Annotated in this window: 14 protein-coding genes and 1 tRNA gene; 8 read left to right on the top strand and 7 right to left on the bottom strand. The window is 30.9% G+C overall.

Annotated features, from left to right (window positions below):
* Window positions 1–335: 335 nt before the first annotated feature.
* Together SJY43_RS02885 and SJY43_RS02880 are read right to left on the bottom strand one after the other, a co-directional pair.
* Complete coding sequence (locus tag SJY43_RS02885; RefSeq protein WP_396602343.1) at window positions 336–971, bottom strand: response regulator; 636 nt, start codon at window positions 969–971, stop codon at window positions 336–338.
* A 35-nt stretch (window positions 972–1,006) separates the two neighbouring features.
* Window positions 1,007–1,447 carry a TIGR02281 family clan AA aspartic protease gene (locus tag SJY43_RS02880; RefSeq protein ID WP_396602342.1) on the bottom strand — a complete coding sequence of 147 codons (441 nt, stop codon included), beginning with the start codon at window positions 1,445–1,447 and terminating at the stop codon, window positions 1,007–1,009.
* A gap of 76 nt (window positions 1,448–1,523) precedes the next feature.
* Here SJY43_RS02880 and SJY43_RS02875 point away from each other — a divergent pair, with 76 nt between their 5' ends.
* The 8 genes from SJY43_RS02875 to SJY43_RS02840 all read left to right on the top strand — a co-directional run bounded on the left by SJY43_RS02875 (window position 1,524) and on the right by SJY43_RS02840 (window position 6,673).
* Complete coding sequence (locus tag SJY43_RS02875) at window positions 1,524–2,291, top strand: TatD family hydrolase (protein ID WP_396602341.1); 768 nt, start codon at window positions 1,524–1,526, stop codon at window positions 2,289–2,291.
* A 4-nt stretch (window positions 2,292–2,295) separates the two neighbouring features.
* Window positions 2,296–3,327, top strand: coding sequence for an asparaginase (locus tag SJY43_RS02870; RefSeq protein WP_396602340.1), 1,032 nt, complete (start codon window positions 2,296–2,298; stop codon window positions 3,325–3,327).
* A gap of 74 nt (window positions 3,328–3,401) precedes the next feature.
* Window positions 3,402–3,489: transfer RNA gene (locus tag SJY43_RS02865), tRNA-Ser, on the top strand.
* A gap of 74 nt (window positions 3,490–3,563) precedes the next feature.
* Entirely contained in the window at window positions 3,564–4,334 is a 771-nt protein-coding gene (locus SJY43_RS02860; protein WP_396602339.1) for a MotA/TolQ/ExbB proton channel family protein, read from the top strand.
* A gap of 20 nt (window positions 4,335–4,354) precedes the next feature.
* Window positions 4,355–4,801: a hypothetical protein gene (locus SJY43_RS02855; RefSeq protein ID WP_396602338.1), complete on the top strand. Its 447-nt coding sequence runs from the start codon at window positions 4,355–4,357 to the stop codon at window positions 4,799–4,801.
* 3 nt (window positions 4,802–4,804) lie between these two features.
* Window positions 4,805–5,395: an ExbD/TolR family protein gene (locus SJY43_RS02850; protein ID WP_396602337.1), complete on the top strand. Its 591-nt coding sequence runs from the start codon at window positions 4,805–4,807 to the stop codon at window positions 5,393–5,395.
* A gap of 18 nt (window positions 5,396–5,413) precedes the next feature.
* Window positions 5,414–5,890 carry an ExbD/TolR family protein gene (locus SJY43_RS02845; protein WP_396602336.1) on the top strand — a complete coding sequence of 159 codons (477 nt, stop codon included), beginning with the start codon at window positions 5,414–5,416 and terminating at the stop codon, window positions 5,888–5,890.
* Window positions 5,891–5,980: 90 nt separating this feature from the next.
* Window positions 5,981–6,673, top strand: coding sequence for a porin family protein (locus SJY43_RS02840; protein WP_396602335.1), 693 nt, complete (start codon window positions 5,981–5,983; stop codon window positions 6,671–6,673).
* On the opposite strand, the gene SJY43_RS02835 is transcribed toward SJY43_RS02840, so the two are convergent.
* The 5 genes from SJY43_RS02835 to SJY43_RS02815 all read right to left on the bottom strand — a co-directional run bounded on the left by SJY43_RS02835 (window position 6,668) and on the right by SJY43_RS02815 (window position 14,034).
* Window positions 6,668–7,282 (bottom strand): hypothetical protein, encoded by a 615-nt coding sequence (locus SJY43_RS02835; RefSeq protein WP_396602334.1) that lies wholly within the window; start codon window positions 7,280–7,282, stop codon window positions 6,668–6,670. The two genes, SJY43_RS02840 and SJY43_RS02835, sit on opposite strands and share 6 nt — an antisense overlap.
* Window positions 7,282–8,742, bottom strand: a complete 1,461-nt coding sequence (gene rpoN / locus SJY43_RS02830) for an RNA polymerase factor sigma-54 (RefSeq protein ID WP_396602333.1) — start codon at window positions 8,740–8,742, stop codon at window positions 7,282–7,284. Before rpoN ends, SJY43_RS02835 begins: the two co-directional genes overlap by 1 nt.
* An 87-nt stretch (window positions 8,743–8,829) precedes the next feature.
* Window positions 8,830–10,263 carry an asparagine--tRNA ligase gene (gene asnS, locus SJY43_RS02825; RefSeq protein ID WP_396602332.1) on the bottom strand — a complete coding sequence of 478 codons (1,434 nt, stop codon included), beginning with the start codon at window positions 10,261–10,263 and terminating at the stop codon, window positions 8,830–8,832.
* A gap of 90 nt (window positions 10,264–10,353) precedes the next feature.
* Window positions 10,354–12,744, bottom strand: a complete 2,391-nt coding sequence (locus tag SJY43_RS02820) for an RND family transporter (RefSeq protein WP_396602331.1) — start codon at window positions 12,742–12,744, stop codon at window positions 10,354–10,356.
* 48 nt (window positions 12,745–12,792) lie between these two features.
* Complete coding sequence (locus SJY43_RS02815) at window positions 12,793–14,034, bottom strand: DUF5686 family protein (protein WP_396602330.1); 1,242 nt, start codon at window positions 14,032–14,034, stop codon at window positions 12,793–12,795.
* Window positions 14,035–14,125: the final 91 nt, after the last annotated feature.

Below are 14,125 nucleotides of genomic sequence, written 5' to 3'. Positions count from 1 at the left end.
ATTATTGTCTTTTTCCATTTGTATGTAATATGTTAGGGTGGGTATTGGTTTTTATTTAAAGACCCTGCACCTATTACAGTGCAGAGTATTTAAAAAATTCTCTCTCAAAAGAATTAATTAATAGCACTGTAAATTTAAGGTACATTCAATAAATACAAAATACGCACTTCTACGTATTTTGAAGATGATGCTTAACTAGAGATTATAAAAAGCGAAAGCTCTGAATCATTACAATTCAGAGCTTTCTATAATTCTCCCTAAGAACTAATTAATAGCACTGTAAAGATAAGTTGTTTAAACGATATATAAAATACGCACTTCTACGTATTTTATACTCAGTTAAAAAATTTTTTATTTAATGTTGCCCAAATGGAAAGCGATGTTGGTTTATTGTCTAAACCTAATTTGTGTACAATATTACTACGATGTTTATCAACGGTTCTAACCGAAATTGATAATGCATTAGCAATATCTTGACTTGTGTTATTCTCTGAAATTAACTTTACAATTTTTAATTCAGATTTTGTAAGTAAATCTAAAGTTTCAGGTTTATTTTCTAAAGTACTATTATTTAAGTATGATGCTATTTCTTCACTAAAATAAGGTTTGCCATTAACAACCTGATTAATGCAATTTTCAATTTCTTCAATCGCAAACTCTTTTAATATATATCCAAAAACGCCAAACTTTAAAGCTTGATCATAAACTTCTTCTTCTTTATCAAAGGTTATGAGAATCACTTTAGTGGGCAAATCATTCTTTTTACAAGCCTCAGCAATTTCTAACCCCGTTTTGTAAGGCATTCTAATGTCAAGAATAGCAATTTGTGGTTTTAATTTCACAATAAGATTGTATGCGGCATTTCCATCTTCAGCACTACCAAGAATGTTATAACCTTTTGAGGTTAAAAAATCTGTTAAACCTCGCAACATTAGCGGGTGGTCATCAGCTATTACTATAGATGTATTCATTTAATCTTAAGGGAGGGTATTGGATTGCTATTAATTTATAACTTTAAATATAGATATTTCTTTTCATAATCTATTACTGCTTTTCCTTTTTTTAAAATATCTGCACCTATTATTCCATCAACAGGCTTAGAGTTATGATTAATAAGCGCTGTATTTACGTGAGTTAAATTAAATAATACTAAAACTACCTTGCTGTTAGTCCATTTTCCAATTTTAATCTTGTTTTTTGATGATGTTTTAGTATCCATATCAATAGCGCCAGCACCTGCAGCTTTTATTAGGGAATCTTTTGCTTTAAGTTTAAAAGTGTCTATAGCTTCAAACCCAACACAAGAACTAGATGCGCCTGTATCTAAAATAAATAATCCTTTTTCGCCATTAATTGTTGCTTTTATTTCAAAATGATTTGTTTTAGTAAGGTGTAGTTTTATTTTGGTATACTGTTTTTGCTCTAGAAATTGTTGAAGCGTTTCCATGTTATTATTTTTAATCAAATATAATCCTATAAAAACGATTATTTTAGCACTATAGTATAACTTAATTTTTTAGCATTTGATAATTACAGACACACACACGCATTTATATAGTGAAGCTTTTGATGAAGATAGAAACGAAATGATTAATCGATCTATAGAACAAGGTGTTTCAAGGTTTTTTATTCCAGCAATTGATTCGTCTTATACAGAATCAATGCTTCAACTCGAAAAAGACTATCCCAGTAATGTTTTTTTAATGATGGGTTTGCATCCAACTCATGTTAAAGATAATTATGAGGAAGAAATAAGTCACGTTGAGGAAATGTTATCAAAAAGGTCTTTTTACGCAGTTGGCGAAATAGGAATTGATTTATATTGGGATAAATCGACATTAAATATTCAGAGAAAAGCATTCCAGCATCAAATCCAATTGGCAAAACAATATAAATTACCTATCGTCATTCATTGTAGGGAAGCTTTTGATGAAATTTTTGAGGTTCTTGAAACTGAAAAAGGAGAGGATTTATTTGGGGTTTTTCATTGCTTTACAGGAACATTAGATCAAGCTCATAGAGCCATTTCTTATAATATGAAATTAGGTATTGGGGGCGTTGCAACTTTTAAAAATGGAAAAATAGATCAGTTTTTAAATCAAATAGATTTAAATCATATTGTATTAGAAACCGATGCTCCTTATCTCGCACCTGTACCATATAGAGGTAAGCGAAATGAAAGCGGATACATTATAAAGGTTTTAGAAAAGCTTTCAGATATTTATAATGTACCGAAAGAGGTTATTGCAGAAACAACAACACAGAATTCAAAAGCTGTTTTTAAAATTTAAATTGATGACTGAATCTAAAGTAAAAATACTTCTCATTTATACAGGTGGAACCATAGGTATGGTGAAAGATTTTAAAACAGGAGTTTTAAAAACCTTTAATTTCAAGAATCTTTTAGATAAAATTCCTGAATTGCAATTATTAGATTGTGATATAGAAACGGTTTCTTTTAAAAACCCAATAGATTCTAGTAACATGCATCCAAAATATTGGATTCAAATTGCTGAATTAATTGAAACTAATTATGAAGACTTTGATGGATTTGTTGTGCTTCATGGTAGTGATACGATGAGTTATTCTGCATCAGCTTTAAGTTTTATGTTAGAAAACTTAGCTAAACCCGTTGTGTTTACCGGCGCTCAGTTACCAATTGGTGATTTGCGTACAGATGCTAAAGAAAATTTAATAACATCTATCCAGGTGGCCTCTATGCAAAATAAAGGAAAAGCATTGGTGAAGGAAGTCTGTTTGTATTTTGAATACAAATTATATAGAGGCAATAGAACAACAAAACTTAATGCAGAACATTTTCAAGCTTTCGCATCTTTTAATTACCCCGATTTGGCAGAATCTGGAGTACACTTAAAATTTAATAATAAATATTTATTCAAACCAAATCTTGAAAAAAGGCTTAAAGTAAATAAGAATTTTGATGAAAATATCGCGCTTATAAAATTGTACCCTGGTATCACAAAAACTATTTTACAATCTATTTTAAACACTTCAAACTTAAAAGCCGTAATTATTGAAACTTACGGCGCTGGAAATTGCTCTACTGAGAATTGGTTTATTAATCTTTTAAAAGAAACTATTTTAAAAGGGATACACATTATAAATGTTACACAGTGTTCTGGTGGTAGCGTTATGATGGGGCATTATGAGACCAGTAGTAATTTGAAAGAAATAGGAGTTATTTCCGGTAAAGATATTACTACCGAGGCGGCTGTGACTAAACTAATGTATTTGTTGGGGCAGAATATTTCGGCTAATGCGTTCAAAATCAAATACGAAACCTCTTTAAGAGGAGAATTACATTAAAATTAACTCAAAAAGTTTTAGTCTTCAAAGTTTTTTTTGTTATTTGAACCCCTGTAATTATTATAATGAAATAAAGAGAGGTGGCCGAGTGGTCGAAGGCGCACGCCTGGAAAGTGTGTATACCTCAAAAGGGTATCGAGGGTTCGAATCCCTTCCTCTCTGCTGATTTTTTTTATTTTTAATTGCTTTTTTTTTATATCTTTAACCCTTTAACTAATAAAATTAAGATCGAGAACATGAAAAGATTATTTTCAATCCTTGCCATAACTGTAATGGTGGCATTCGGAACTGCTAATGCAACTACAATTGCAAACACTAGTACAGCTGTAACAACGGTTACAACAATGACACAAGACGACGCAGCACCTGCTGAAGAACTTGGATTTCATCAAGAATTAAAAAAGAGGTTTATTGAAGGTGGCCCAGGCTTTATGGGTATTGTATTATTATGTTTAATTCTAGGTTTAGCAATTGCTATAGAAAGAATTATCTTTTTAAACTTATCTACAACAAACACAAAGAAATTAACACAAGAAGTAGAAGATGCTTTATCTTCTGGTGGTGTTGAAGCTGCAAAAGAAGTTTGTAGAAATACAAAAGGACCTATCGCTTCTATTTACTATCAAGGTTTAGATAGAACAGACGAAGGTATTGAAGCTGCTGAAAAAGCTGTTGTAGCTTATGGTGGAGTTCAAATGGGACAATTAGAGAAAAATGTTTCTTGGATATCTTTATTTATTGCTCTTGCGCCAATGCTTGGTTTCATGGGTACGGTAATTGGTATGATTCAAGCATTCGATAAAATTGAAGCTGCTGGTGATATGCAACCTTCACTTGTTGCAGGTGGTATTAAAGTAGCACTTTTAACAACAGTATTTGGTTTAGTAGTAGCTATTATACTTCAAATTTTTTACAATTATATTATTGCTAAAATTGATAGCATTGTTAACAATATGGAAGATGCTTCTATCACGTTAATGGATCTATTAATTAGAAACAAAAAGTAATAATATAAAAACTAAAAATTATGAATTCACAAAAAATATTAACAATCATAATGGGAATTGTCGGAGTGCTTTCGGCAGTATTTCTGTTCATGATTATTAGCGCTGGAGACGATGCCATTAAGGCTGGAGAGTCTGCTGGTACTGTAAATACATTTATGTACATTGCTTACATTGTATTGTTCTTAACATTAGCTATTGTATTATTATTTGTATTAAAAGGGCTTTTTACTGGCGACATTAAAAAAACATTAATGACAGTTGGAGCATTTATAGCAGTTATTGCAATATCTTATGCTTTATCATCTGGTACTGATTTAGATTTAACACCTTTTACAGAAAAAGGGTTGGATATTACTGAAGATAAATCTAAAAATGTTGGAGCTGGATTATATGCCTTTTATCTACTTGGAGCTATAGCTATTGGATCTATGTTATTTGGTGGAGCAAAAAAAATATTTAATAAATAAATTATGTCAAAAAGAGCAGCACCAGAAGTAAATGCAGGCTCAATGGCCGACATTGCTTTCTTATTATTAATTTTCTTCCTAGTTACAACAACTATTGAGACTGATTCTGGAATAAACAGAAAACTGCCTCCTATAGAAGAGTCTGATGTAGATGTTGTTATCAAACAAAAAAATATTTTCACCGTTTTGTTAAATGGTCGAGATCAATTACTTGTTGAGGATAATATTATGGAACTTAAGGATTTAAGAAAGGCAGCCAGAGAGTTTTTAGATAATGGTGGCGATAAATCTTGTAATTATTGTAAAGGAAAGAGAGATCCAGGATCTTCAGATAATCCAGATAAAGCTATTATTTCGCTAAAGAACGAACGTGAAACATCTTATAAAACATATATTGCTGTGCAGAATGAATTAGTTGCAGCCTATAATGAGTTAAGAGATGATAGAGCCATGGCTCTGTACGGTAAACCATTTACCGAAATGGAAGCTGATTACAAAAATGTAGATTGGCCAGGAAATAAAGACAAGCTAAAAGAGAAGATAGACAAGATAAAATCTGACTATCCTCAAAAGCTTTCAGAAGTACAAAATTAAAATTTAACATTTATAAATATGTCTAAATTTAAAAAGAAAAAAGATGGTGGTGTACCTGCAGTTAATACTGCAGCTTTACCAGATATCGTGTTCATGTTATTATTCTTTTTTATGGTAGCCACAGTTATGAGGCAAAATACTTTAATGATTGAGAATAATTTACCGTTCGCAGATCAAGTAGAAAAGCTAGATAAAAAAGATTTGGTAATGTATATTTATGCAGGTAAGCCAAGTGAAAATTATAAGCAATATGGTACAGAAGCAAAGATTCAATTAAATGATAAATTTGCTGATGTAAAAGAAATTGCTTCTTTTATTGCTGCCGAACGCGCTTCAAAACGTGAAGAGTTAGTTCCGTATTTAACTACTGCTTTAAAGGTAGATAGTGATGCTAACATGGGATTAATTGGCGATATTAAACAAGAATTACGTAAAGTTAATGCACTTAAAATAAATTACACTACTAAAAAGGGTAGTGTGTTTGGAAGAAATTAATTTACATTCTTAATTTTATTAAAAGGCGTTTTGATTTTTCAAAACGCCTTTTAATTTTTAATACTTTTACTGCTATAAAATGTAAGCCTAATGAAGACTATATTTGTTGCTTTATTTTTCTTGTCAAGCTTTACATTATGTTTTGCTCAAGAAATTAATACAAAAGAAATCGATTCTCTTTATAAAGAAGATCAGTTTTATGCAGGTGTGACGTATAATTTATTGGGTAATATACCTGAAGGTCTTAATCAAAGTGGATTTTCATTAGGGTTTCATTTAGGTTTTATCAAGGATATTCCTATTAATAAAGATAGGGATGTTGCTATTGGTATTGGTTTAGGGTATTTCGCAAATTCTTTTAATCAAGACTTACTCATAAATAAAAATAGTGAAGATAATTTTGATTATAGTATTATTGAAGATAGTGACACATTCTCAAAAAATAAATTCTCAAGTCATTTAATAGAAGTTCCTATAGAATTTAGATGGCGTACTTCTACACCAACAGATTATAATTTTTGGAGAATTTATACAGGTTTTAAATTTGGGTATGTATTAACTAATTCTGCCAAATATAAAGGCGATTTAGGTGATTTAAAATTCACAAATATTAAAGATTTTAATACTTTCCAATATGGTTTAACCTTAAGTGCGGGCTATAACACTTGGAATGTTTATTTTTATTATGCTCTTAATCCAATTTTTTCTCAGGATGCTCAATTAAATGCTGAGAATATAGATATGAATGCGATTAAGATTGGACTCATGTTCTATATATTATAACCAATATGTTACCAAAATGAGTTGAGGTATAATACCAATAAAAACTCCTATTATTAATTCTACATAAGTATGTGCCTTTAAATGAAGTCTTGATGTAGCAATTGCACCCATAATAATAAACATTAAAGCTAGTGTTCCATTTATATTAATACTAAAATGGATACTAAGCGCTATAAAAAACATAATTACTCCAGATATAGCTATCATATGAATACTCGCTTTAAACTTCATTATAGCAAGCAGTAAACAAGCCATATTAGATATAAGTATGCCAATAAAGAAAAAGTAAAGCTCAACAAGTTCTATAGACTGAGCTGGTGTTAGTATACGCTGTAAAACTAATATAATAACAATACAGTTAAGTATTAATGGGTAAATACGCTCTTTAGTTGTTTTAAGATTAACCGTATTAACTAACCCTATTAATTTCAGTATTAAATAGAGTAAAATTGGAAGTATAATTGTTAAAATAAAAAGTGAGACAATCTTTGCCTGAATAATTTCACTTGGAATAAAACGTGGTGATTTTGAGAAATAAAAAAGAACACCTAATAAAGGCATTATAAGTGGATGAAAAATATATGAGATACTCTTTAATAGGCTATTCATTATATTTTTTTGCGTAAACGTGCTACAGGTATGTCTAGTTGCTCTCTATATTTTGCAACCGTACGCCTAGCAATAGGATATCCTTTTTCTTTTAATATTCCAGCTAAGGTTTCATCGGTTAATGGTTTTTTCTTGTTTTCTTCTTCAATAACCGTTTCAAGTATTTTCTTTATTTCTCTTGTAGAAACATCTTCACCTTGATCGTTCTTCATAGACTCAGAAAAGAATTCCTTGATCAGCTTGGTACCATAGGGTGTATCTACATATTTGCTATTTGCGACTCTTGAAACTGTTGAAACATCCATATGTATTTCATCAGCTATATCTTTAAGAATCATAGGCTTTAAATTACGCTCATCGCCTGTTAAAAAGTATTCTTTTTGATAATGCATAATAGCACTCATGGTAACAAATAACGTTTGCTGACGTTGCTTTATGGCTTCTATAAACCATTTTGCGGCATCTAATTTTTGCTTAATAAAGATAACGGCATCTTTTTGAGATTTCGACTTGTCTTTAGAATCTTTATAGCCTTTAAGCATATTATTATACTCTCTGGAAACATGAAGTTCTGGTGCGTTTCTTCCATTTAACGTTAATTCTAACTCACCTTCAACAATTTTAATAGCAAAATCTGGAACTACATGTTCTACAATTCTATTATTCCCGGCATAAGAACCTCCAGGTTTAGGATTTAAGTGCTCAATTTCTGTTATAGCAGCTTTTAACTGAGTTTCAGTTATATCAAATTTGCTGAGTAATTTTTTGTAATGCTTTTTTGTGAATTTATCAAAAGCGTTATCAATAATGTTTATAGCTAATTCTGTATCTGCTGTTTTTTCCTTTCTATGTAATTGAATACTTAAGCATTCTTGTAAGTTTCTAGCACCAACACCAGCAGGGTCTAATTGATGTACAATTTTTAATACTTTAGCAACTTCAGCTTCTTCTGTGTATACACTTTGGGTAAATGCTAAATCGTCTACAATATCACTTAATTCCCGTCTAATATATCCGCTTTCACCAACACTTCCAACTAAGAACTCTGCAATATCACGCTCTTGGTCAGAAAGTCTGTAGGTATTTAATTGATTTACTAAATGTTGTGTAAATGAAGTGCCAGCTGCGTAAGGCATTGTTTTTTCTTCATCGTCACTACTATAATTATTAACCTGAGTTCTATAATCAGGAATTTCATCATCACTTAAATATTCATCAACATTAATATCTTCTGCATTAATAGATTCATTGTCATCATAATCTTCTGAAGTATTGTCAAAATCAGAATCTAAATCATCTTTACTGTCTTCCTTACCACCTTCTAAAGCAGGGTTTTCTTCTAATTCTTGCTTTAATCGCTGTTCGAAAGCTTGCGTAGGCAGCTGTATCAATTTCATTAATTGAATTTGCTGTGGCGATAGCTTTTGTGATAATTTAAACTGTAAGTATTGTTTAAGCATGTGGTTTATTCAGGTTGTTACTCAAAGATATAAAAAGGGATTAGTATACCAAAGTCGTACCAAGTTTACCTTTTTTAATTTTAATTTTTAAAATTCTGCATTTTGCGGCGTTCTAGGGAAAGGAATAACATCTCTTATGTTACTCATACCAGTTGCAAACATTACTAAACGCTCAAAACCAAGTCCAAATCCAGAGTGTACTGCAGTACCAAATTTTCGCAAATCTAAATACCACCAAAGGTCTTCTTCTGGAATATCTATAGCGGCCATGCGTTCTTTTAAAACATCTAGTCGTTCTTCACGTTGTGCACCACCAACTATTTCACCAATACCTGGAAAAAGAATATCCATAGCACGAACTGTTTTTCCATCTTCATTTAAACGCATATAAAATGCTTTTATATTTGCTGGATAATCAAATAAAATAACTGGACATTTAAAGTGTTTTTCAACTAGAAAACGTTCATGTTCACTTTGTAAATCAACACCCCATTCGTTAATTAAGTATTTGAATTTCTTTTTTTTATTAGGTTTTGAATTACGCAAGATATCAATAGCTTCAGTATAACTAACGCGTTTAAAATTGTTGTCTGTAACGAAGTTTAATTTTTCAATTAAAGTCATATCGCTTCGTTGGGCTTGTGGTTTTGTTTTCTCTTCGTCTTGAAGGCGTTTATCTAAAAACTCTAAGTCTTCACGGTTATTATCAAGCACATGTTTTATAACCGATTTCATAAAGTCTTCAGCTAAATCCATATTTCCGGCAAGATCCATAAAGGCGACTTCTGGTTCAATCATCCAGAATTCAGCCAAATGGCGAGATGTATTCGAGTTTTCAGCCCTGAATGTTGGTCCGAATGTATAAACCTTACCTAAAGACATGGCATACGTTTCTGCTTCTAATTGCCCCGAAACGGTCAAGTTGGTTTCTTTTCCAAAAAAGTCTTTTGTATAATCAATTTCCCCTTCTTCATTTAAAGGCGGGTTTTTAGCATCAAGACTAGATACTTTAAACATTTCACCAGCACCTTCAGCATCACTTCCTGTAATTATTGGTGTATGTGTATAATAAAACCCATTATCATTAAAATATTTATGGATTGCAAAGGATAAAGCAGAACGCAATCGCATTACAGCACTAAATGTATTTGTTCTAGTGCGTAAATGGGCATTTTCACGTAAAAACTCAAAAGAGTGTTTTTTAGGTTGAATAGGGTACGTTTCTGGATCAGAATCTCCCAATACAGTTAATTCGCTAACCTTTATTTCAACTTTTTGGCCTTTGCCTTGACTTTCAACAAGCTCTCCTTTTACATGAATGGCAGCACCAGTAGTAATTCTTTTTAATAGTGCTTCGTCGAAATTTTCGAAATCAACTACACATTGTATATTATTTAAAGTAGAACCATCGTTTAAAGCAATAAAACGATTTGCTCTAAAAGTTCTTACCCAACCTTTAATTTCAACTTCTGGTATAATTATATCTTGCGATAACAATTCTGAAACGTTTCTTGATTGCATATTTATAAATTTTATAATGTAAATATAAAATTTTCAAATATTAAATCCAGTAGCATTAGAGACTAAATTCTAAAAACTTTTGTGTTAAAATTAGACTTCAGTTTCGTCCTCTTCAGGAATAATATTTATTGAAGGTTTTCTTAAAACTTGCTTATTAGCTATACTACGTTCTAGAGAAAGTAAAAGTGAAGGTAACAGCAACAGATTAGATAACATAGCAAATAGCAATGTGGCTGAAACTAAAGCGCCTAAAGCAACGGTACCTCCAAAACTTGAAATTGTAAAAACAGAGAAACCAAAAAATAGAACAATTGAAGTATAAAACATACTTACGCCTGTTTCGCGTAAAGCGCCATATACCGAGACTTTAATTTTCCAGTTATTCGCTTGAAGTTCTTGTCTGTATTTCGCTAAAAAATGAATAGTATCATCTACCGAAATACCAAAAGCAATACTAAACACCAAAATTGTAGATGGTTTTATAGGAACACCTATATAACCCATTAAACCTGCTGTTACTAAAAGTGGTAATAAATTTGGTATTAGTGAAACAACAATCATTCGTCCTGAACGGAACATGTAGGCCATAAATATTGCAATTAATAGTATGGCTAAGGTTAATGATATTACTAAGTTTTTAACTAAATATTTTGTTCCTTTCTGGAATAATAATGCTTTTCCAGTCATGATAACATCATAACGTTCTTTTGGAAAAACTTTATCTATTTTAGCTTGTAAATTTTCTTCAATACGTTCCATTTTTTCAGTACCTACATCTTTCATAAACGTAGTGATACGAGCATATTGTCCCGTACTATCTACAAAATCATTAAGTAAATCGACGTTAGAAGTAGAGTTTTTAGCATACGATAAAATGAAACTGTTTTCTTGAGAAGTTGGAAGCTGATAATATTTTGTGTTGCCATTATAATAGGCTTGTTTGGAGTATTTAACTAGGCCAACTACCGAAATAGGTTTTGAAAGTTCTGGAGTTTCATAAATTAATTCTTCAAGCTGATCCATACGTTTAAGTGTGGATAGTTTCATAACGCCCTTTTTACGCTTAGTATCTATCATGATTTCTAAAGGCATGATACCATTAAACTCATTTTCAAAAAAGCGAATGTCATTTACAAATTCCGACTCTTGTGGCATGTCTTCAATTAAACTACCAGATGTCTTTATTTGATAAATACCAATAATGCTTACAATTAATAAAACAATAGAGGTAACATAAATTGCAATTCGTTTTTTCCTAACCATAAGCTCCATCCAATTAACAAACCCGCCAATCCAACGTTTATTAAGATGTTCTAAATGTCGATCTTTAGGATAAGGTAAAAAGCTATAAATAATTGGAATTATAAGTATACAAAGAATAAAAATGGCTAATATGCTTAATGATGCTACAACCCCAAACTCTTTTAAGAGCTTACTTTCTGTAAGAATAAATGTAGCAAAACCAGAAGCTGTAGTTACATTAGTCATTAATGTAGCATTACCAATTTTGGTAATAACACGTTGTAGCGATTTTACTTTATTACCATGAAGCTTTACTTCGTGTTGGTATTTATTAATTAAGAAAATACAATTAGGAATACCAATTACAATTATAAGTGGAGGTATTAAGGCGGTTAAAACACTTACTTCGTAGTTTAAGTATCCTATAATTCCCAAGGTCCACATAACACCAATGCAAACAACAACCATCGAAATTAACGTGGCTCTAAAAGATCTAAAAAAGAAAAAGAAAATAACAGAAGTAACTAATAATGCCGCTAGAATAAATGTACTTATTTCATCTACTATGTTTTGCGAATTAAGCGTTCTAATATATGGCATACCAGATATTCGTACATCTAAATTATTTTGGCTTTCAAAATCTTTAATTTTAGGAATTAAAACATCTACAATAAAATCTTTTCTTGCCGAAGTATTTACAATGGCTTTTTCCATGTAAATGGCAGTTCTTATTGTTTTGGTGTCTTTATTAAATAAGAAGTTATCGTAAAACGGATACTTTTCAAAAAGTTCTGTTTGTAAGGTTTCAATTTGAGCTAAAGAGGTAATTGTATCTTTAATGAAAGGCTCTAATTTAAATTTTTCGTTTTTTGTATCCTTTATTAGTTTTTGAAGATCTTTTATTGAAACTACGGCTTCTACAGCTTCATTTTTTTTAAAATCTTCTGAAAGTTTATTCCATGCATTTAGTTTTTCAACGCTAAATAAAGTAGTGTCTTTTACCCCAAGCACAATAAGATTACCTTCTTCACCAAAGGTTTTTAGAAAGTTGTTGTAGGTGATATTTACCTCGTGATTATCGGGTAACATATTGGCTTCACTATATGCTAAACGCATATTGTCCCATTGGCGACTAAATAAAATTGTTACCAAAAGAATACCAATAAGAATAGCGATTTTATTACGTAAAATCAGTCTAGCCGTTATATCCCAAAAATTCTTTGTAAAAAGTTTAAACATGCATTAGTTAAAAAGATGCGCAAAGGTAGAAAAAACAAGCATAATACCTCATAATGACACGTTAAATGTAAACTTAAATGCAACATTATCACTAAATTCTGGCAAATGGTAACTGCCATAGCGATATGTGAAACTTAAACCAAAACCAAATAAGAGCTTATTAAGTTCAAAACCGGATTCTGTATACCCTTTTTCTAAAGAACCAAAAGTGATATTTTGATGTTTTTCAGGATTATCCATTTCTCCAATTGCAAATCGGGTAATTAAAACCATTTGTGGTTTATAATGCTCTGAAACATTAAATGGTTTTAAATAATGTTTCAATTGAAATGTCGCGAACTTATCTGAAAAAAATTCATTAAAATACATGGTTTCGAAACTATTTAAACCTGCAACAGAAAAACGTTGAAGTATAGTTTCTTTAGTAATATTGTTTGGATAAGCGTGGTATAAATGGGTTAGGGGTGTATTGCCTTTAGTAATTCCTGTTACTAATGTGATTTCTGAAAACTCACCTTTCTCATCGCCAATTTTACAGAGGGTTCTAAAATCAAATTTTGAAAACCCAAAATTACTTCCAAAAACATCTTTAAAACTTTTAGTGTATTGTAATGTAAATTTAGGGTATCCATCTTTAGTTTCTTTTGTTCCCTTTTTAGAGGATTTAAAAGTACTAAAAGGTCTCCATTGTAAACCTACTTTAGCGGTGCTTAAGTGAAAAGAGTTAATAGGAATATTATCTAAAAGATAATTGTAATTATAGGTTGGATCTATATTGCTAATAGCTAATTCTGTTTCAGATAAAAGCTTGGGAGTTATTTGATGTTCTAAATTTATGGCCTTTGTAATATGTTTATGGAATAAACTTATATTTAATAAACGTGGTTCGAAAAACTGAAAATACCGTTTGTCTGTCAGGAATTTTGTGCTGCCAGTTTCTTGTAAATCATCTGTATAAGATAAGTTGAGCCAAGTTTTTGTTTTTTCTGCTATTCGAAAGCCACCACCAATACTATATTTAAAACGATGATCTCTAAATCCATAAACTACATAAGAATTGAGTCTATATTTTTCTGAAAATGCACGGTTAGTAACACCACCAATACCAGTTCTTACACCTTCATATTGATTGTATTTTATTAAATATCTTAAATCGAGATTAAAGTGTTTCGAAGGTAAAAAACCATTTCCAAGACTTTTTAATAATGCTCTCTTTTTAATAGAATCTTGTTTAGGTTCTAAGTCTTTTTTATGGAAAGATTGCGCTTGCACTAAGGTTGTGCAAATCATGAATATCAAAATAGAATAATACTTAAACATGCGCTATAACCCTAAGAGCTAAAAAGTTTGATAAAAAAAGCGACTAAAATGTCGCCTTTAT

The sequence above is a fragment of the Algibacter sp. R77976 genome, assembly GCF_044594645.1.
Lineage (GTDB): Bacteria > Bacteroidota > Bacteroidia > Flavobacteriales > Flavobacteriaceae > Algibacter_B.
Note: the sequence above shows the minus strand (reverse complement) of the source record. Positions and strands in the feature narration are given on the sequence as shown.